14 protein-coding genes and 1 pseudogene are annotated in these 18436 nt (G+C 67.7%); 8 read left to right on the top strand and 7 right to left on the bottom strand.

The annotated features are described in order from the left end of the window. Positions 1-16 precede the first annotated feature (16 nt). The 6 genes and pseudogenes from pbpG (at position 17) to M8R19_RS01100 (ending at position 8750) form a co-directional block, all read left to right on the top strand. Positions 17-931, top strand: a complete 915-nt coding sequence (pbpG, locus tag M8R19_RS01075; protein WP_249916760.1) for a D-alanyl-D-alanine endopeptidase — start codon at positions 17-19, stop codon at positions 929-931. Positions 932-1404: 473 nt separating this feature from the next. Beyond that, positions 1405-2860: pseudogene (locus M8R19_RS01080) on the top strand (sigma-54 interaction domain-containing protein); the annotation flags it as partial. Between the two features lie 266 nt (positions 2861-3126). Then, positions 3127-4392, top strand: a complete 1266-nt coding sequence (locus M8R19_RS01085) for an OprD family porin (RefSeq protein WP_058072184.1) — start codon at positions 3127-3129, stop codon at positions 4390-4392. A gap of 73 nt (positions 4393-4465) precedes the next feature. Continuing rightward, positions 4466-5857: a GntP family permease gene (locus M8R19_RS01090; RefSeq protein WP_074979319.1), complete on the top strand. Its 1392-nt coding sequence runs from the start codon at positions 4466-4468 to the stop codon at positions 5855-5857. A 55-nt stretch (positions 5858-5912) separates the two neighbouring features. After that, the gene (locus tag M8R19_RS01095; RefSeq protein WP_249916761.1) at positions 5913-6683 is read left to right on the top strand and encodes a 3-hydroxybutyrate dehydrogenase; all 771 of its coding nucleotides are present in this window, start codon (positions 5913-5915) and stop codon (positions 6681-6683) included. Between the two features lie 114 nt (positions 6684-6797). Next, positions 6798-8750, top strand: coding sequence for an acetoacetate--CoA ligase (locus M8R19_RS01100; protein WP_249916762.1), 1953 nt, complete (start codon positions 6798-6800; stop codon positions 8748-8750). Between the two features lie 393 nt (positions 8751-9143). Here the strand turns inward: M8R19_RS01100 and pcaD are convergent, their stop codons facing one another. The 4 genes from pcaD to M8R19_RS01120 all read right to left on the bottom strand — a co-directional run bounded on the left by pcaD (position 9144) and on the right by M8R19_RS01120 (position 12920). Then, on the bottom strand, positions 9144-9932 hold the full coding sequence (gene pcaD, locus M8R19_RS01105) for a 3-oxoadipate enol-lactonase (protein WP_249916763.1): 789 nt from the start codon (positions 9930-9932) through the stop codon (positions 9144-9146). Between the two features lie 155 nt (positions 9933-10087). Further along, a complete protein-coding gene (pcaF, locus tag M8R19_RS01110; protein WP_249916764.1) occupies positions 10088-11293 on the bottom strand; it encodes a 3-oxoadipyl-CoA thiolase in 1206 nt (401 codons plus the stop codon). After that, a complete protein-coding gene (locus M8R19_RS01115; RefSeq protein ID WP_074979330.1) occupies positions 11290-12072 on the bottom strand; it encodes a CoA-transferase subunit beta in 783 nt (260 codons plus the stop codon). The genes pcaF and M8R19_RS01115 overlap by 4 nt, the downstream gene beginning before the upstream one ends. After that, positions 12072-12920, bottom strand: a complete 849-nt coding sequence (locus tag M8R19_RS01120; protein WP_058489861.1) for a CoA transferase subunit A — start codon at positions 12918-12920, stop codon at positions 12072-12074. Before M8R19_RS01120 ends, M8R19_RS01115 begins: the two co-directional genes overlap by 1 nt. A 300-nt stretch (positions 12921-13220) precedes the next feature. Here M8R19_RS01120 and M8R19_RS01125 point away from each other — a divergent pair, with 300 nt between their 5' ends. Continuing rightward, positions 13221-14819, top strand: coding sequence for an arylsulfatase (locus M8R19_RS01125; protein ID WP_249916765.1), 1599 nt, complete (start codon positions 13221-13223; stop codon positions 14817-14819). 36 nt (positions 14820-14855) lie between these two features. On the opposite strand, the gene M8R19_RS01130 is transcribed toward M8R19_RS01125, so the two are convergent. Further along, positions 14856-15269: a VOC family protein gene (locus M8R19_RS01130; RefSeq protein WP_074979334.1), complete on the bottom strand. Its 414-nt coding sequence runs from the start codon at positions 15267-15269 to the stop codon at positions 14856-14858. An 18-nt stretch (positions 15270-15287) separates the two neighbouring features. Continuing rightward, a complete protein-coding gene (locus tag M8R19_RS01135) occupies positions 15288-15713 on the bottom strand; it encodes a YciI family protein (protein WP_009622245.1) in 426 nt (141 codons plus the stop codon). Between the two features lie 263 nt (positions 15714-15976). On the opposite strand from M8R19_RS01135, the gene M8R19_RS01140 reads away from it, so the two are divergent. Further along, positions 15977-16444, top strand: coding sequence for a YbaK/EbsC family protein (locus M8R19_RS01140; RefSeq protein WP_249916766.1), 468 nt, complete (start codon positions 15977-15979; stop codon positions 16442-16444). 361 nt (positions 16445-16805) lie between these two features. Here the strand turns inward: M8R19_RS01140 and M8R19_RS01145 are convergent, their stop codons facing one another. Beyond that, positions 16806-17978 carry an IS4 family transposase gene (locus M8R19_RS01145; RefSeq protein WP_249916767.1) on the bottom strand — a complete coding sequence of 391 codons (1173 nt, stop codon included), beginning with the start codon at positions 17976-17978 and terminating at the stop codon, positions 16806-16808. Between the last annotated feature and the right edge of the window lie 458 nt (positions 17979-18436).

Below are 18436 nucleotides of genomic sequence, written 5' to 3' on the forward strand. Positions count from 1 at the left end.
TGTGCGAATCACATCCATGAACACTCGTCGTTCGATCCTGGGCCTTTTCTTCACCTGTACCCTTGCCTTCGCCCTGCCCTCCCTCGCCGCCAGCAAGGCGGAAGTCACCCCCGGCCAGCTGGTCCTGGCCTCCGGCAGCGCCCTGGTGGTGGACCTGAACTCCGACAAGGTCGTGTATTCCAGCAACCCCGAGGTGGTCCGCCCGATCGCCTCAGTGACCAAGCTGATGACCGCCATGGTGGTGCTCGACGCCAAGCTGCCGCTGGACGAGCAGATCGACGTGGACATCTCCGAGACCGCCGAGATGAAGGGCGTGTTCTCCCGCGTGCACCTGGGCAGCCGCATCGACCGCCGGCAGATGCTGCTGCTGGCGCTGATGTCCTCGGAAAACCGCGCCGCCGCCAGCCTGGCCCACCACTACCCGGGCGGCAGCGTGGCCTTCGTCAAGGCGATGAACGCCAAGGCGAAGTCCCTGGGCATGCTGCACACCCACTACGTGGAGCCCACCGGCCTGTCGATCGACAACACTTCCACCGCCCATGACCTGATCCGCCTGGTCAAGGCCGCCTACCAGTACCCGCTGATCCGCGAGTTGAGCACCACCGCGACCAAGGACGCGCGCTTCAGCCACCCGAACTACGCGCTGAGCTTCTTCAACACCAACCCGCTGGTGCGCGCCGGCAAGTGGGACATCCGCCTGACCAAGACCGGCTTCACCAACCAGGCCGGGCACTGCCTGGTGATGGTCACGGTGATGAACGGCCGCCCGGTGGCCCTGGCCCTGCTCGACGCCTTCGGCAAGCGCACCCACGTGGCCGACGCCGCGCGCATCCGCCGCTGGGTGGAAACCGGCAAGGCCTCGCCGGTGCCGGCGGTGGCGCTGCGTTACAAGCAGGCGAAGCAGACGCAGGGGATGCAGGCGGCGGAGTGATGGTGTTTCCCGGGGGCTTGGGTGTTCGGGGTTGAGAGCGCCCTCTCCCTGAAGGGAGAGGGGACTGTTCGGTGTGCTTGGATGCTCATGAGTCAGTCGGCAATCACTGAAGAGTGCAGGCACGGACTGGCTTGGTGTAGGAGCGAGCTTGCTCGCGAACGGGGTTTCCCGATTGTGCTGGGGCTGGGGTTGAGAGCGCCCTCTCCCTAACCCTCTCCCTGAAGGGAGAGGGGACCGTTCGGCGTGCGTTGGTATTTCGGCGTTAGCCGGCTAGCACAGAGACTGCCGGCTGAAACCTGGCCTTCTCTCGGCACGGACTAGCCCCCTCTCCCTTCAGGGAGAGGGCTGGGGAGAGGGTTGCGGGCTCCCCCGCCACACCAGCGCCCAACCCATACTCCGCCCTTCCCTACTGACCCACCCCCCACATCCCGGTACAGTGCCCGCTCAAAGCCCCCCCAAGCACCAGGCCGCCCATGCACGACAACTCCCCCCTCACGGACTACCAGAGCGTCCGCCAGTTGGCGATCCGCTCGCTGTTCGAAATCTTCGAGCAGTTCAGCGAGGGCACCGTGATCGTCGACCGCGACGCCAACATCGTCTGGATCAACCAGCGCTACGCCCAGCGCTTCGGCCTGGACGAGGCCGAGCAGGCCGTCGGCCGGCCGGTGGAGAGCGTGATCCCCGGCAGCCTCATGCGCGAGGTGGTGCGCAGCGGCCGGCCGATGCTGCTGGACATCCTCGACATGCCGCGCGACCCGCTGGTGGTGATGCGCATGCCGATCCGCGACGACGCCGGGCAGGTCATCGGCGCCATCGGCTTCGCCCTGTTCGACGAGCTGCGCTCGCTGTCGCCGCTGCTCAGCCGCTACCAGCGCATGCGCCAGGAGCTGGCCTCCACCCGCTCGCTGCTGCAGGCGCGCCAGGCCAAGTACAGCCTGGCGCACTTCATCGGCAACGGCAGCGCCAGCCTGGAGGTCAAGCGCCGCGCCCGCCGCGCCGCCACCAGCGAGGCGCCGGTGCTGCTGCTGGGCGAGACCGGCACCGGCAAGGAACTGCTCGCCCACGCCATCCACAGCGCCTCGGCGCGGGCCGGCAAGGCCTTCGTCAGCATCAACGCCGCGGCCATTCCGGAAACCCTGCTGGAGGCGGAGTTCTTCGGCACCGCGCCGGGCGCCTTCACCGGCGCCGACCGCAAGGGCCGCCCGGGCAAGCTGCAGATCGCCCAGGGCGGCACCCTGTTCCTCGACGAGATCGGCGACATGCCCCTGCCGCTGCAGAGCAAGCTGCTGCGCGTGCTGCAGGAGAAGGAATTCGAGCCGGTGGGCTCCAACGAAGTGCTGCGCAGCGACGTGCGGCTGATCGCGGCCACCTCCATCGACCTGGACAAGGCCGTGCGCGAGGGCCGCTTCCGCGCCGACCTGTACTACCGCATCAACGTGGTGCCCATCGGGATCCCGCCGCTGCGCGCGCGCCTGGAGGACCTGCCGGCGCTGTGCGAGGCGATCCTCGACGACCTGCGCGAGGACAACCACGCCCTCTACGAGCTGGACGCCGACGCCCTCGCCCTGCTGCGCCGCCACGCCTGGCCGGGCAACGTGCGCGAGCTGCGCAACCTGCTGGAGCGCACGGTGCTGCTCAACGACCGGGCGCAGCTGGACGCCCAGGCCCTGCGCGCCGCCCTCGGCCCGTTGCAGGCGCCGCCGGCGCAGGCGGACGGCAACCGCGCCAGCCTGGCCGAGGGCCAGGACTTCTACGCCGCGCGCGAGGCCTTCGAGCGCGAGCTGATCGGCAACGTGCTGGCCGAACAGGCCGGCAACGTCGAGGCGGCCGCGCGGCGCCTGGGGCTGGGCCGCTCGACGCTGTACAAGAAGATGGCCGCCCTCGGCCTTTCGTCCTGAAACAGAGACTTTTCTACGTTTAGAGACAAACCGAATTCCAGGTGCCTTCAGGCACATGGCAATCGCCTTTGTCCACGAATGGAGACAAAGCCCGGCGCACGCTTTCCGCAAATCCAAATAAATCACTTTAAAATCAGCTAGTTAAATATCTGGCACGGTTCTCGCTATCCGGCCCGGGCGGCCATCCGCCGCACGCCGACATAACAACAACCAACGCCGTCCGCGCACGAACGTTACCCACGGGGCCCACGGCCCGCCCCGGTTCGCCGCCGCGCCGCGCCAGGAGTACTAGCAAACATGAGCAGAACCCCGCTCAACCATGCCGTCGCCCTCGCCACCCTGGGCTCCACCCTCGGCATCGCGCTCCCCGTCCAGGCCGATTTCCTCGCCGACAGCAAGGCCAGCCTCGAACTGCGCAACTTCTACTTCAACCGTGACTTCCGCCAGGACGCCGCGCCCCAGTCGAAACAGGAGGAATGGGCGCAGGGCTTCCTGCTGCGCTACGAATCCGGCTTCACCGAGGGCACCATCGGCGTGGGCGTCGACGCCATCGGCCTGCTGGGCGTGAAGCTCGACTCCAGCCCCGACCGCGCCGGCTCCGGCCTGCTGCCGCGCGACCGCGAGAAGGTCCACGGCGCCCAGGACGACTACAGCGAACTGGGCCTGACCGCCAAACTGCGCGCCTCCCACAGCGTGCTCAAGGTCGGCACCCTGCTGCCCAAGCTGCCCAGCGTGCTGGCCAACGACTCGCGCCTGCTGCCGCAGACCTTCCAGGGCGCGCACCTGAACTCCACCGAGTTCGCCGGCCTGACCTTCGACGCCGGCCGCCTGCGCCAGGTCAGCCAGCGCGATTCCTCCGACAGCGAGGACATGACGCTCACCACCGGCAACGCCCGCGGCATCGTCGCCAGCGCCGACAGCGACCGCTTCGACTTCGCCGGCCTGAGCTACAAATGGACGCCGCAGCTGACCACCGGCTACAACTACGCCAAGCTCGACGGCCTGTACGACCAGCACATCGTCAACCTGCTGCACGTGCTGCCCATCGCCGACGGCCAATCGCTGAAGACCGACCTGCGCTTCGCCCGCTCCAAGGACGACGGCCATAGCAACGTCGACAACCGCGCCTTCGGCGCCATGCTCACCTACAGCCTCGGCGGCCACGCCTTCGGCGCCGGCTACCAGGTCATGAACGGCGACACCGGTTTCGCCTACATCGGCGGCACCGACGCCTTCCTGGTCAACTTCGTGCAGATCGGCGACTTCGCCAACCGCGACGAAAAGTCCTGGCAGCTACGCTACGACTACGACTTCGCCGCCCTGGGCGTGCCCGGCCTGACCTTCATGACGCGCTACCTGTCCGGCGACGACATCGAGCTGGGCGCCGGCAAGCCGGAGGGCAAGGAGTGGGAGCGCAACACGGACATCGGCTACGTGGTGCAGAGCGGTCCGCTGAAGAACTTCGGCGTCAAATGGCGCAACGCCACCGTGCGTTCCAGCCACTTCGGCAACGACCTGGACGAGAACCGGCTGATCCTCAGCTACGTGCTGCCGCTCTGGTAACCGCCGGCGTTCCCGCCACCACCACAATAATCATGCGCGGCCGCCGTGCCGCGCAGTTCCAGGAGAACTGCCCATGAGCGTGGTCATCGCCCTCGCCGCCCTCGCCCTGCTGATGCTGGCCGCCTACCGCGGCTACAGCGTCATCCTCTTCGCCCCCATCGCGGCGCTGCTCGCCGTGCTCCTCACCGACCCGTCGGCGGTGGCGCCGGCCTTCACCGGCGTGTTCATGGAGAAGATGGTCGGCTTCGTCAAACTCTACTTCCCGGTGTTCCTGCTCGGCGCCGTGTTCGGCAAGCTCATCGAGCTGTCGGGCTTCTCGCGCTCCATAGTCGCGGCGGCCATCCGCCTGCTCGGCACCCGCCAGGCCATGCTGGTGATAGTGCTGGTGTGCGCCCTGCTCACCTATGGCGGCGTGTCGCTGTTCGTGGTGGTGTTCGCGGTGTACCCCTTCGCCGCCGAGATGTTCCGCCAGAGCGACATCCCCAAGCGGCTGATCCCGGCGACCATCGCCCTGGGCGCCTTCAGCTTCACCATGGACGCCCTGCCCGGCACCCCGCAGATCCAGAACATCATCCCCACCGCCTTCTTCGGCACCAACGGCTGGGCCGCGCCCTGGCTGGGGCTGATCGGCAGCCTGTTCGTGTTCTTCGCCGGCATGCTGTTCCTGCGCCGCCAGGCCGGGCGCGCCCGCGCCGCCGGCGAAGGCTATGGCCGCGAGCTGCGCAACGAGCCGGAAACCGCCGGCGACATCGCCCTGCCCCACCCGCTGCTGGCGCTGTCGCCGCTGGTGCTGGTGGGCGTGGCCAACCTGCTGTTCACCCACTGGATTCCGCAGCTCTACGGCAAGACCCACAGCCTGCAACTGGCCGGCATGGCCGCGCCGGTGGCCAGCGACGTGAGCAAGCTCACCGGCATCTGGGCGGTGCAGGCGGCGCTGCTGCTGGGCATCCTGCTGGTGCTGGTCAGCAGCTACCGGGCGATCCGCAGCCGCCTCGCCGAGGGCAGCAAGACCGCGGTGTCCGGCGCCCTGCTGGCGGCCATGAACACCGCCTCGGAATACGGTTTCGGCGCGGTCATCGCCTCGCTGCCGGGCTTCCTGGTGCTGGCCGATGCGCTCAAGAGCATCCCCAACCCGCTGGTCAACGAAGCCATCACCGTCACCACCCTGGCCGGCATCACCGGCTCGGCCTCCGGCGGCATGAGCATCGCCCTGGCGGCCATGTCCGAACAGTTCATCGCCGCCGCCCACGCCGCCAACATCCCCCTGGAGGTGCTGCACCGCGTCGCCGCCATGGCCAGCGGCGGGATGGACACGCTGCCGCACAACGGCGCGGTCATCACCCTGCTGGCGGTCACCGGGCTGACCCACCGCGAGGCCTACAAGGACATCTTCGCCATCACCCTGATCAAGACCCTGGCGGTCTTCGTGGTGATCGCTACCTTCTACGCAACCGGCATCGTTTGATGCCGTGTACCACCCGGCGGCCCGCTGAGAGCCGCCACAGGCAGGAGAAACGACCATGAACCTCAAAGGCAAGATCGCGCTGGTCACCGGCGCCACCAGCGGCATCGGCCTGGGCATCGCCCACAGCCTGGCCGCGGCCGGCGCCCAGGTGGTGATCAACGGCTTCGGCGATGTCGAGGGCGCCCTGACCGAGCTGGGCCGCCACGGCACGCGGCTCGGCCACCACCCGGCGGACATGGCCGAGCCGGCGCAGATCGCCGAGATGATCGCCTACGTCGAGCGCGAGTTCGGCGCGCTGGACATCCTGGTCAACAACGCCGGCATCCAGCACGTGGACGCCGTGGAAGACTTCCCGGTGGAACGCTGGAACGCGATCATCGCCATCAACCTCTCCGCGGTGTTCCACAGCACCCGCCTGGCGCTGCCGGGCATGCGCCGGCGCAACTGGGGGCGCATCGTCAACGTCGCCTCCACCCACGGCCTGGTGGCCTCCGCCGGCAAGAGCGCCTACGTCGCCGCCAAGCACGGGGTGATCGGCCTGACCAAGAGCGTCGCCCTGGAAACCGCCACCACGCCCATCACCTGCAACGCCATCTGCCCCGGCTGGGTGCTGACGCCGCTGGTGCAGAAGCAGATAGACGCGCGCGTGGCCGAGGGCGCCAGCCCCGAGCAGGCGCGCCACGACCTGCTGGCGGAAAAGCAGCCGTCGCTGGAGTTCGTCACCCCCGGGCAACTGGGCGAGCTGGCGCTGTTCCTCTGCAGCGAGGCCGCCGCCCAGGTGCGCGGCGCCGCCTGGAACATGGACGGCGGCTGGGTCGCCCAGTGAGCGCCCGCCCCCGCCGCCAGCCGGCGGGGGCCATCGCCGGATCGTCGCCGGGCGGAAGACGTCGCCATCCCGTGCCACACTGACAGGACAAGCAGTGGATGGACGGACGCCCCTATGAAACCCTTGTGGACCCCTTCCGCCGAACGCATCGCCGCCAGCCGGATGGACGCCTTCCGCCGCCAGGTCAACCAGCGCCATGGCCTGGCGCTGGCCGACTACCCCGCCCTGCACGCCTGGAGCATCGAGCACCGCGAGGCCTTCTGGCAGGCCATCGTCGATGGCTTCGACGTGCGCTTCCACAGCCCGCCGCGCACGGTGCTGGAGGAAGGCCCGCGGATGCCCGACGCGCGCTGGTTCCCCGGCGCCACCCTGAACTTCGCCGAACACCTGCTGCGCCGCCGTGACGAAGCCACGGCGGTGGTGGCCATTGGCGAAGACGGCAGCCGCGAAAGCCTCAGCCATGCCGAGCTGGCCGCCCAGGTCGCCGGCCTGCAACGCAGCCTGCGCGCTGCCGGGGTGGGCCCGGGCGACCGCGTGGCGGCCTTCATGCCCAACACCTGGCAGACCCTGGTGGGGATGCTCGCCGCCACCAGCCTGGGTGCCACCTGGTCGAGCTGCTCGCCGGACTTCGGCACCCAGGGGGTGATCGACCGCTTCGGCCAGATCGAGCCCAAGGTGCTGATCGCCTGCGCCGGCTACCGCTATGCCGGCAAGCTGCAGGACCTGACCGGCAAGCTCAACGAGATACTGGCGCAGTTACCCTCGCTGCAAGAGCTGGTGCTGGTGCCTTATGCGCGCCCGGAGGCCCGTGCGACGGATTGCAAATCCGTTGCACGGATCACCCTGTGGAACGACTTCTACCAGAGCGGCGGCGAACCCGAATTCACCCCGGTATCCTTCACCCATCCGCTGTACATCCTCTACTCCAGCGGCACCACCGGCGTGCCCAAGTGCATCGTCCATTCCACCGGCGGCGTGCTGCTGCAGCATCTCAAGGAACACGCGCTGCACACCGACCTGCACTCCGGCGACGTGCTGTTCTACTACACCACCTGCGGCTGGATGATGTGGAACTGGCTGGTCTCGGGCCTGGCGGTGGGCGCCAGCCTGGTGCTCTACGACGGCTCGCCCTTCCACCCCGGCCCGGAGCGGCTGATGGACCTGGTCGACGCCGAAGCCATCAAGGTCTTCGGCACCAGCGCCAAATACATCGCAGCGCTGGAAAAAGCCGGCGTGAAGCCAGCGCAGACGCATAGCCTGGACAGCCTGCAGACGCTGCTCTCCACCGGCTCGCCGCTGGCCCACGAAAGCTTCGACTACGTCTACCGCGACATCAAGGCCGACCTGTGCCTGTCGTCCATCTCCGGCGGCACCGACATCGTCTCCTGCTTCGCCCTGGGCAACCCCACAGCGCCGGTGTGGCGCGGCGAGCTGCAATGCAAGGGCCTGGGCATGGCGGTGGAAGTCTGGGACGACGACGGCAGGCGCCTGCGCAGCGGCAAGGGCGAGCTGGTCTGCACCCGGCATTTCCCGTCGATCCCGGTGGGCTTCTGGAACGATCCGCAGGGCGAGAAATTCCACGACGCCTACTTCGCCACCTTCCCCGGCATCTGGGCCCACGGCGACTACGCCGAGGAAACCGCCCACGGCGGCCTGGTGATCCACGGCCGCTCCGACGCCGTGCTCAACCCCGGCGGCGTGCGCATCGGCACGGCGGAAATCTACCGCCAGGTGGAAAAGGTCGACGAGGTGCTGGAATCCATCGCCATCGGCCAGGACTGGCAGGGCGACGTGCGCGTGGTGCTGTTCGTGCGCCTGCGCGAAGGCGTGCAGCTGGACGAGGCGCTAGAAGAGAAAATCCGCCGGACCATCCGCGCCAACACCACCCCGCGCCACGTGCCGGCGAAGATCATCGCGGTGGCCGACATCCCCCGCACCCTCAGCGGCAAGATAGTCGAGCTGGCGGTACGCAACGTGGTGCACGGCAGGCCGGTGAAGAACACCGACGCCCTGGCCAACCCGCAGGCGCTGGAGTTGTATCGGGAGCTGGAGGAGTTGAAATCCTGAGGCGGGCAATCGACGGTGTTGGCCGGGGCCGCTGGGGTTCGAGGGGATTCCGTTCCCTCACCCCAGCCCTCTCCCAGAGGGAGAGGGAGCCGTTCGGCGCGCACGGAAAATTCGGCGTCAACCTGTAGGAGCGGATTTATCCGCGATTACGCCTGACTTCCAGCCCTCTCCCAGAGGGAGAGGGAACCGTTCGGCGTGAACCTGTAGGAGCGGGCCCTGCCCGCGAATCGCGCGCAGGGCGCGCTCCTACATAGAACCACCGCGGTTGGCACCCCGTAGGATGGGTTGAGCGAAGCGATACCCATCACCAGGGTCCGATGGGTATCGCAAGCTCAACCCATCCTACGAAAAGCACCTCGGCGCAGTCGGCAAGACAGTTGCGCCGCCGGAACATCAAGCGCGGAGGAAGGCCAGCACCTTGTCGCTGAAGGCGTCGCCGGCCTGGACGTTGGACAGGTGCGCGGCGTGGAATTCCACCAGTTCGGCGCCCTGGATGCGTTCCTGCATGAAGCGGCCGTGCTCGGTGGTGGTCACCGGGTCGCCGCTGCCGCAGACGACCAGGGTCGGCGCGCGGATGGCGCCCAGCTGCTCGCGGAAGTCGGCGTCGCGCACCGCGGCGCAGTTGGCCGCGTAACCCTCGGGAGAGGTCTGCGCCAGCATGGCCACGATGGGCTCGACCTTGCCCGGCTGGGCCTCGGCGAAGTCGGCGGTGAACCAGCGCGAGATGGAGGCGTCGCGCAGGTCGCGCATGGCCTGGGCGCCACCGGAAAGCACGGTGTCGATGCGCGGGTTCCAGACTTCCGGGGTGCCGATCTTGGCGGCGGTGTTGCACAGCACCAGGCGCTCGATGCGCTCGGGGGCGTTGATCGCCAGCCACTGGCCGATCAGGCCGCCCATGGACAGGCCGCAGAAGCTGGCCTTGGCGATGTTCAGCGCGTCCAGCAGGGCCAGCACGTCGCCACCGAGCTGTTCGATGCTGTAGGGGCCCTCGCTGACCAGCGAGGCGCCGTGGCCGCGGGTGTCGTAGCGCAGCACCTGGAAGTGTTGGGTGAAGGCCGGGATCTGCGCGTCCCACATGTGCAGGTCGGTGCCCAGGGAGTTGGACAGCACCAGCACCGGCGCGCCGGCCGGGCCTTCGAGGAGGTAGTTCAGTTCGCCATCGGCGAGCTTGACGGTAGGCATCGGGGACTCCCGTTCATTCATGAGCGGCGCCCGCTGTAATGCGGGCGCCGGGGATTGTTGCAGGTTTATTGGGTTCCCGCGTTCGCGGGAATGACGTCGGAAAACACGACTCTCGACCCGTCATTCCCGCGAACGCGGGAAACCAATGGACAGCCTCAGACGCGCTCAACCGCCAGCGCCACACCCTGCCCCACGCCCACGCACATGGTGCACAGGCCGCGCTTGCCGCCGCTCTTCTCCAATTGGTGCACCGCAGTCAGGACCAGGCGGGCGCCGCTGGCGCCCAGCGGGTGGCCGAGGGCGATGGCGCCGCCGTTGGGGTTGACGCGGGCGTCGTCGTCGGCGATGCCCAGCTCGCGGGTGACCGCCAGGCCCTGGGCGGCGAAGGCCTCGTTCAGTTCGATGACGTCGAAGTCGCCCACCGCCAGGTTCAGGCGCTCCAGCAGCTTGCGCACCGCCGGCACCGGGCCGATGCCCATGACCCGCGGGGCGACGCCGGCGCTGGCCATGCCCAGCACCTTGGCGCGGGGTTTCAGGCCATGTTTCTTCACCGCCTCGGCGGAAGCCAGGATCAGCGCCACCGAACCGTCGTTGACGCCCGAGGCGTTGCCGGCGGTGACGGTCTTGTCCGGGCCGTTGACCGGCTTGAGCTTGGCCAGGGCTTCGGCGGTGGTGTCCGGGCGCGGGTGTTCGTCGGTGTCGACGACGGTCTCGCCCTTGCGGCCCTTGATCACCACCGGGACGATTTCCTCGGCGAAGTAGCCGGCGGCCTGGGCGCGCCCGGCCAGTTGCTGGCTGCGCAGGGCGAAGGCGTCCTGGTCGGCGCGGCTGACCTTATAGTCGTCGGCGACGTTGTCGGCGGTCTGCGGCATGGCGTCGACGCCGTACTGGGCCTTCATCAGCGGGTTGATGAAGCGCCAGCCGATGGTGGTGTCCTCGATCTTCTGGCCGCGGCCGAAGGCGCTGTCCGCCTTGCCCATCACGTAGGGCGCGCGGGACATGGATTCCACGCCGCCGGCGATGGCCAGCTCGATCTCGCCGCTGGCGATGGCGCGGAAGGCCGTGCCCACCGCGTCCATGCCCGAGGCGCAGAGGCGATTGAGGGTCACGCCGGGGATGCTCTCCGGCAGGCCGGCCAGCAGCAGCGCCATGCGCGCGACGTTGCGGTTGTCCTCGCCGGCCTGGTTGGCGCAGCCGAGGTAGACCTCGTCCAGCTGCGCCCAGTCGACCTGCGGGTTGCGCTCGACCAGGGCCTTGATCGGGGTGGCGGCCAGGTCGTCGGCGCGCACCGCCGAGAGCGCGCCGCCGAAGCGGCCGATGGGCGTGCGCACGGCGTCGCAGATGTAGACCTCGCGACTCATTCCTCACCCCCTTGCTGGCCGTGGGCGGCCGCGGTGCGGGCTTCCAGGGCGCGCAGGGCTTCCAGCTCGACCTCGGTGGGCGCCACGGTCTCGACGACCTGCTCGGCGAAGCGGATGGCCCAGCCGGTGTTCTCGATCACCTGCTCGCGGCTCACGCCCGGGTGCAGCGCGGTGACGATGAATTCGTTGCTGCCGGCTTCCGGCTCCATGATGCACAGGTCGGTGATGATCGCCACCGGGCCCTTGCCGGGCAGGCCGAGCTGCTGGCGGTGGTCGCCGCCCTCGCCAAAGCCGACCGAGGTGATGAAGGCCAGCTTGTCGACGAAGGTGCGGTGCGACTGCTTGAGGATGATCAGCACTTCCTTGGCGGAACCGGCGATCTCCGGGGCGCCGCCGGCGCCGGGCAGGCGCACTTTCGGCTTGTTGTAGTCGCCGATCACGGTGGTGTTGATGTTGCCGAAGCGGTCGACCTGGGCGGCGCCGAGGAAGCCGACGTCGATGCGCCCGCCCTGCAGCCAGTAGCGGAAGATTTCGCCGGTGGGCACCACGGTGTCGGCGGTTTCGGCCAGCTCGCCGTCGCCGATGGACAGCGGCAGCACACTGGGCTTGGCGCCGATGGGGCCGGATTCGTAGATCAGGACCACGTCCGGCGAGGAGGTCAGGCGCGCCAGGTTGGCGGCCTTGGACGGCAGGCCGATGCCGACGAAGCAGACCGCGCCGTTCTTCAGGCGACGGGCGGCGGCCACGGTCATCATTTCATTGGTACTGTAGGCGCTCATCATTTGCCCTCCGCGATTTTCTTCTGGAACTCGGCGAAATCCTTAGTGCCGCGGATGTAGGTGTCGATCCAGGCGGTGAAGGTCTCGCGGTCGCGGGCGATCGGGTCCCAGGCCTGGTAGAAGCGGTTGTCGCGCTCGTAGTAGCCGTGGGCGTAGGACGGGTGCGCGCCGCCGGGCACGTGGCAGACGGCGGACAGCGCCCAGGTCGGCAGCACGCAGGCGTTCATCGGCGCGTTGAGGTCGTCGACGATCTCTTCCACGGTGACGATGCAGCGCTTGGCGGCCAGGGCGGCCTCCTTCTGCACGCCGAGGATGCCCCACAGCAGCACGTTGCCCTTGCGGTCGGCCTTCTGCGCGTGGATCACGGTGACGTCCGGGCGTACCGAGGGCACGGCGGCCAGTTGCTCGCCGGTGAACGGGCAGTTGATGAACCTGATGTTCGGGTTGACCTTCGGCAGGTCGGAGCCGGCGTAGGCGCGCAGCACGGCGAACGGCAGGCCGGAGGCGCCGGCCACGTAGGAGTTGGCCAGGTCGGCGTGGCTGTGCTCGTCGATCTCCAGCGCTTGCGGCCAGCCCTTCTCCACCGCGTCGCGCAGGCGGTGCAGCGAACCCACGCCGGGGTTGCCGCCCCAGGAGAAGGTCAGCTTGCGGGCGCAGCCGGCGCCGATCAGTAGATCGTAGACCAGGTCGGGAGTCATGCGCACCAGGTGCAGGTCTTTCTTGCCCTGGCGGATGAGTTCGTGGGAAGCGGCGGTGGGGATCAGGTGGGTGAAGCCTTCGAGGGCGACGGTATCGCCGTCGTTCACGAAACGCTCGACCGCTTCGCGCAGGGTCAGGAGTTCAGCCATTGTCGGTCTCGTCTTGGGGTCCAGGGCATCCGAGGATGCCGATGGGCAAGACAGTAGCGCCGGGGCCGGGGGCCAAACAATGCGATTATCGACTATCGGTGCGATTATCGAACATTTCTGTCAGCCCCACATCCTCCTGTCATGCCCGCCAACCCGCATTCCCTACAGCGCACAGTCATACCATCACGCTGATGAATGTCGTGCTTCGGTGCGATAGGCGCCCGCCCTGCCCGCCGCTATCAATGCCCTCTCCCCGCCCCATGCCGGGCCCGTACCCCAAGCCTTACGGAGAGCCGCGCCATGCAGCGCACACGCAGTTGGTTGCCCCGCCTAGCCCTGGCCACCGCCTTGGCCGCCACCACCCTGGTCGCCGGCGCGGCGGAGAAACCGAACATCCTGGTGATCTTCGGCGACGACATCGGCCAGTCGAACATCAGCGCCTATTCCATGGGCCTGCTCGGCTACAAGACGCCGAACATCGACCGCATCGCCCACGAAGGCATGCTGTTCACCGACTATTACGCCGAGAACAGCTGCACCGCCGGCCGCGCCAGCTTCATCACCGGGCAGTCGCCGCTGCGCACCGGCCTGACCAAGGTCGGCATCCCCGGCTCGCCGGTGGGCCTGCAGGCGCGCGACATCACCATCGCCCAGGCGCTCAAGGCCGCCGGCTACGCCACCGGGCAGTTCGGCAAGAACCACCTGGGCGACCGCGACGAATACCTGCCGACCAACCACGGCTTCGACGAGTTCTTCGGCAACCTCTACCACCTCAACGTCGAGGAGGCCCCCGAGTCGCCCACCTGGCCGAAGGACCCGAACGACCCGCTGGCCAAGCACTTCATGCCGCGCGGGGTGATCCACTCCTATGCCGACGGCCGCATCGAGGACACCGGCGCGCTGAACAAGAAGCGCATGCAGACCATCGATGACGAGACCACCCAGGCGGCGATCGACTTCATCGACAAGCAGGCCAAGGCCGACAAGCCGTTCTTCGTCTGGATGAACACCACGCGCATGCACGCCAACACCTACGTGCGCGACGCGATGAAGGGCCAGAGCGGCATGCCCGACAACATTTACGCCGACGGCATGCTCGAGCACGACGGCGACGTGGGCAAGCTGCTCAAGGCGCTGGACGAGCTGAAGATCAGCGACAACACCATCGTCGTCTACACCACCGACAACGGCCCGAACCGCTACACCTGGCCGGACGCCGCCACCAGCCCGTTCCGCAACGAGAAGAACTCCAACTACGAGGGCGCCTTCCGCGTGCCGGCGATGGTCCGCTGGCCGGGCCACATCCAGGCCGGGCAGGTGTCCAACGAGATGTTCTCCGGGCTGGACTGGTTCCCCACCCTGCTCGCCGCCGCCGGCGTGCCCGAGGTGAAGCAGAAGCTGCTCAAGGGCTGGGCGCCGCTGAGCGGCGGGCCGAGCTTCAAGGTGCACCTGGACGGCTACGACCAGCTCGCCTACCTCACCGGCAAGGCGCCCAAGGGCGCGCGCGACGACTTCTACTACTTCAACGACGACGGCCTGCTGGTGGCCACGCGCTTCGGCGACTGGAAGCTGGTGTTCTGCGAACAGCGCAAGCCCGGCGGCTTCGAGGTGTGGAGCGAGCCCTTCGTCTGCCTGCGGGTGCCCAAGCTGTACAACCTGCGCATGGACCCGTACGAGAGCGCCGACGTGGTGTCCAACCAGTACAACAAATGGCTGGTGGACAACGGCCACCTGATCGCCTTCGGCACCCTGCGCGCCGCGCAGTTCCTGCAGAGCTTCGTCGAGTGGCCGCCGAGCCAACGCCCGGCCAGCTTCAGCATCGACCAGGTGCAGCAGGACGTGAACCAGAAGATCGCCGAACGCCTGAAGCAGCAGGCCCAGGCGGCCGGCAAGCCCTGAGGCCGCGCCATCCGCTGGGCCCGTCTTCGGCGGCGCTCAGCGGTCCTGCTCGCAGTTGACCATCCAGGGCACCCCGAAGCGGTCGGTGAACATGGCGAAGGCGGCGGCCCAGAAGGTCTGCTGCAGTTCCATGGTGACCTGGCCGCCTTCGCTCAGGGCCTCGTAGATGCGCCGGGCCTCGGCCTTGCTGTCCACCTGCAGGGAGACGGACACGCCCTTGGTGCCCTCGTAGGGCATCGGCGGGCAATTGTCCGAACCCATCAGCACCTGGTCGCCCACCTCCAGGCGCACGTGCATCACGCGGTCGGCGGCGTCGGGTGGAATCTGCCCCATGTCCGGGGCGTCCTTGAAGCGCATGAGCATCGGCAGCTTGCCGCCTAGCACCTCGGCATAGCGGGTGAAGGCTTGCTCGCAGTTGCCGTCGAAGATCAGGTAGGCCTGGATTTTCATCTGGAGTCTCCTGCCGGCTCAGTCCTTGCCGGCGATGCGGGCGCGCAGGCGTTCTTCCTGCTCGCGCAGTTCCTCGGTGAATTCGGCGCCGAAGTCCTCGGCCTCGAAGACCTGGCGGATCTCGATCTCCGACGGGCCGTCGAAGGGGCTGGGGCAGCGCTTGATCCAGTCAATGCACTCCTGCAACGAGTCGCACTGCAGCAGCCAGAAGCCGGCGATCAGCTCGCGGGTCTCGGCGAAGGGGCCGTCGACGACCGTGCGCGAGGCGCCGTCGAAACGCACCCGGGCGCCCTTCGAGCTGGGCTGCAGGCCTTCGCCGGCGAGCATCACCCCGGCGGCGACCAGCTCCTCGTTGAACTTGCCCATGGCCGTCAGCAGCTCTTCCGAGGGCATGACGCCGGCCTCCGAATCCGCGGTGGCCTTGACTATCGCCATGAAGCGCATGGTGGTTCTCCTCTTCTCGTGAAGTCGAGTGGGCCCACTGCCCCGCTCTGCCTGGTAGTCGATGCGCGCGGGGCGCGATCGACAACAGCGCAGACCGTTCGTCGGCACCGCCCGAGCGGCGATGGCGGCAAACAGGAAGAACGATAGACAGGCCCGGCGACCGGGCAAGCCGGCGCGACGAACGCCCCCGCCAGGCTGGACGCCCGCCGCCCGAGGCCCTAGATTGGCCGGTTCCCGAGAAACCCCGAGCAAGGAGCCCCAGCATGAGCCTGGAATCGGTCCGCGCCTTCTTCGCCGAGAAGGCCCCCGACATCACCATCATCGAACTGGACACCAGCACCGCCACCGTCGCCCTGGCCGCCGAGGCCCACGGCGTGGAGCCGGGGCGCATCGCCAAGACGCTGTCGCTGCGGGTGGGCGAGCGCACCGTGCTGGTGGTCGCCCGCGGCGACGCCCGCCTGGACAACCGCAAGCTCAAGGAAGCCCTGGGCGGCAAGGCGAAAATGCTCGGCGCCGAGGAAGTGGTGGAACTCACCGGCCACCCGGTGGGCGGCGTCTGCCCCTTCGGCCTGGCCAGCCCGCTGCCGGTGTACTGCGACGTGTCGCTGCGCGCCTTCGACGAAGTGCTGCCGGCGGCCGGCGCCCTGCACAGCGCCGTGCGCATCGCCCCGGAACGCCTGGCGAGCCTGGTCGAGGCTGATTGGGTGGATGTCTGCCAGGAGCCAGTCTGAGGTCATGTGGGGTTGAGGGGCGGGAGGAATTCGAAGAGCATGAAGAGCGCCCTCTCCCTAGCCCTCTCCCTGAAGGGAGAGGGGACCGTTGGGCAGATGCTGATGTTCTAGAGTCAGACGGCTAGCACCCTGACTGCCGGCTGAAACCAGGCCACCTCTCGGCACGGACTAGCCCCCTCTCCCTTCAGGGAGAGGGCTGGGGAGAGGGAGCGGAGTCAACCCGATACACCACAGCCACCGGGGAACTCCATTCGCGAGCAAGCTCGCTCCTACAAGAGCCCTTGGCGCTCCTGCGAAGCCTCTGCACGAGCCCTGCACAGTCACTGGGTTCCCGCGTTCGCGCACTGCTGTCCGGCACGCCTCATGCTATTAACAGCTGCCCCTGACGCAGGTTGATTTCGCGCATTCGCTCCTGTCGTCGTCGGTAACGTTCGGCCTCTAGACCAGGGCGCTGAAACAGCGTCGCCTGCACCTCCACCATCAACATCCACAGGCTCTGCTGCGTTCCCGTTCTGCGTTGGTAAAGACTCAGCAGCAAATAGCTGATCAGCGCACAGAGAATCTGGAGGCGCACGGCATTCTCGCTACGGCCCAGGAAACGCCTGACCTTCAGGTGTTGCTTGATCCATTTGAAAAACAGCTCGATCCGCCAGCGATCCCGGTAGCGCTCGGCGATTTCTGCCGCCGGGCTACTCAGGTCGTTGGTCGCCAGGCTCAGAGGCGGCTCATCGCCTGGGCGGTTCACCAGGATCCGCCGCAGGGGCTGGGTGTAGTGATTACGCCGCCGGCCACCTGGGTTGCGGTTGGAGAAACTCACCTCTTCGTCTCGCAGGATCGTTTCCCGGTCTTGCTGGGGGATCTCGCGCTGAGCCAGGACCTTGAGCTGCACATTGGACTTGAATCGTGTGACGAAGCGGGCCTTCTGGGCATCCAGGCTCGCCCACCAGTTGAAGTCGTAATAACCCTTGTCAAACACGTAGGTGGCCTGCGGTTCGATGTTCAACCTCCTGCCTTCATCAACGTCGTTGACGTTGGCTGCGCTGAAGCTGCAGTGCACGGGCGCAGCCGCCTGCTCGGCATACAGCACATGGACTTTCAGCCCCTGGGAGCGGGTTCGATTGGACAGCGTCCATTCGTCGAAGCCAGGGCCCTTGAGGGGGATCGTGGTGGAATCCAGCAGGTACAGCAGTTCTTTCCCGTCACGGCGTAACTGCCGGCAGACGCCCGCCATCAGGTAGTGCGCTGCCTGGGCGAAGACCTCGGTATTACGGCGTTCGTTGGCGTCGGCCAGGGTGGAACGTCGGATCGGGCCCGTACCCAGGTGATAGTGCTGATGGGGGTGGCTGTTGAAGCTGGTTTCAAGCGCACGCAGGCTGCTCGCGCCTGCCAGGTGGGCGTACACCATGGCCACCAGGTGATCCCAACTGCCAAAGCGCTTGCTGTGCTTGTCGGCGCCATGCTCGGCGACCAGTCGATCGAAGACGCCGCGAGGCAGCGCTTTTAGAACATCGTGAAAACGGCTTATCCTGAACATCTTGCGGGGGCTGTGAGGTTGAGTTGGCGCTCAACGGTTTAACCCGTGCCTTCAGCCCCCGCAAGCCCTCCAGACTTTCCCCGATAAATATTCCGGACAGTAGTGCGCGTTCGCGGGAATGACGGGGGGAGTGAGGAGTTTCAGGATGACTCCGAATTCCCCACCCACTCCGAACAGCCCCCTCTCCCTTCAGGGAGAGGGTGCGGAGTCCACCGAAAGCACCGCAGCCGCCGGGAAACACAGTTCGCGAGCAAGCTCGCTCCTACAAGTGCCCCCACAAAACCTCCGCACGAGCCCTGCACAGTCACTGGGTTCCCGCGTTCGCGGGAATGACGAGGGGAGTGAGGAGTTTCAGGATGACTCCGAATTCCCCACCCACTCCGGACAGCCCCCTCTCCCTTCAGGGAGAGGGTTGGGGAGAGGGAGCGGAGTCAACCCAATACACCGCAGCCACCGGG

This window comes from Pseudomonas sp. R3.Fl (genome assembly GCF_023516765.1).
GTDB classification, from domain to species: domain Bacteria; phylum Pseudomonadota; class Gammaproteobacteria; order Pseudomonadales; family Pseudomonadaceae; genus Pseudomonas; species Pseudomonas citronellolis.

Bases quoted from the DNA above. Each gene is read 5' to 3' on its own strand.
- pbpG (WP_249916760.1), top strand. From the start codon at position 17: ATGAACACTCGTCGTTCGATCCTGGGCCTTTTCTTCACCTGTACCCTT.
- M8R19_RS01085 (WP_058072184.1), top strand. From the start codon at position 3,127: ATGAGCAGAACCCCGCTCAACCATGCCGTCGCCCTCGCCACCCTGGGC.
- M8R19_RS01090 (WP_074979319.1), top strand. From the start codon at position 4,466: ATGAGCGTGGTCATCGCCCTCGCCGCCCTCGCCCTGCTGATGCTGGCC.
- M8R19_RS01095 (WP_249916761.1), top strand. From the start codon at position 5,913: ATGAACCTCAAAGGCAAGATCGCGCTGGTCACCGGCGCCACCAGCGGC.
- M8R19_RS01100 (WP_249916762.1), top strand. From the start codon at position 6,798: ATGAAACCCTTGTGGACCCCTTCCGCCGAACGCATCGCCGCCAGCCGG.
- pcaD (WP_249916763.1), bottom strand. From the start codon at position 9,932: ATGCCTACCGTCAAGCTCGCCGATGGCGAACTGAACTACCTCCTCGAA.
- pcaF (WP_249916764.1), bottom strand. From the start codon at position 11,293: ATGAGTCGCGAGGTCTACATCTGCGACGCCGTGCGCACGCCCATCGGC.
- M8R19_RS01115 (WP_074979330.1), bottom strand. From the start codon at position 12,072: ATGAGCGCCTACAGTACCAATGAAATGATGACCGTGGCCGCCGCCCGT.
- M8R19_RS01120 (WP_058489861.1), bottom strand. From the start codon at position 12,920: ATGGCTGAACTCCTGACCCTGCGCGAAGCGGTCGAGCGTTTCGTGAAC.
- M8R19_RS01125 (WP_249916765.1), top strand. From the start codon at position 13,221: ATGCAGCGCACACGCAGTTGGTTGCCCCGCCTAGCCCTGGCCACCGCC.
- M8R19_RS01130 (WP_074979334.1), bottom strand. From the start codon at position 15,269: ATGAAAATCCAGGCCTACCTGATCTTCGACGGCAACTGCGAGCAAGCC.
- M8R19_RS01135 (WP_009622245.1), bottom strand. From the start codon at position 15,713: ATGCGCTTCATGGCGATAGTCAAGGCCACCGCGGATTCGGAGGCCGGC.
- M8R19_RS01140 (WP_249916766.1), top strand. From the start codon at position 15,977: ATGAGCCTGGAATCGGTCCGCGCCTTCTTCGCCGAGAAGGCCCCCGAC.
- M8R19_RS01145 (WP_249916767.1), bottom strand. From the start codon at position 17,978: ATGTTCAGGATAAGCCGTTTTCACGATGTTCTAAAAGCGCTGCCTCGC.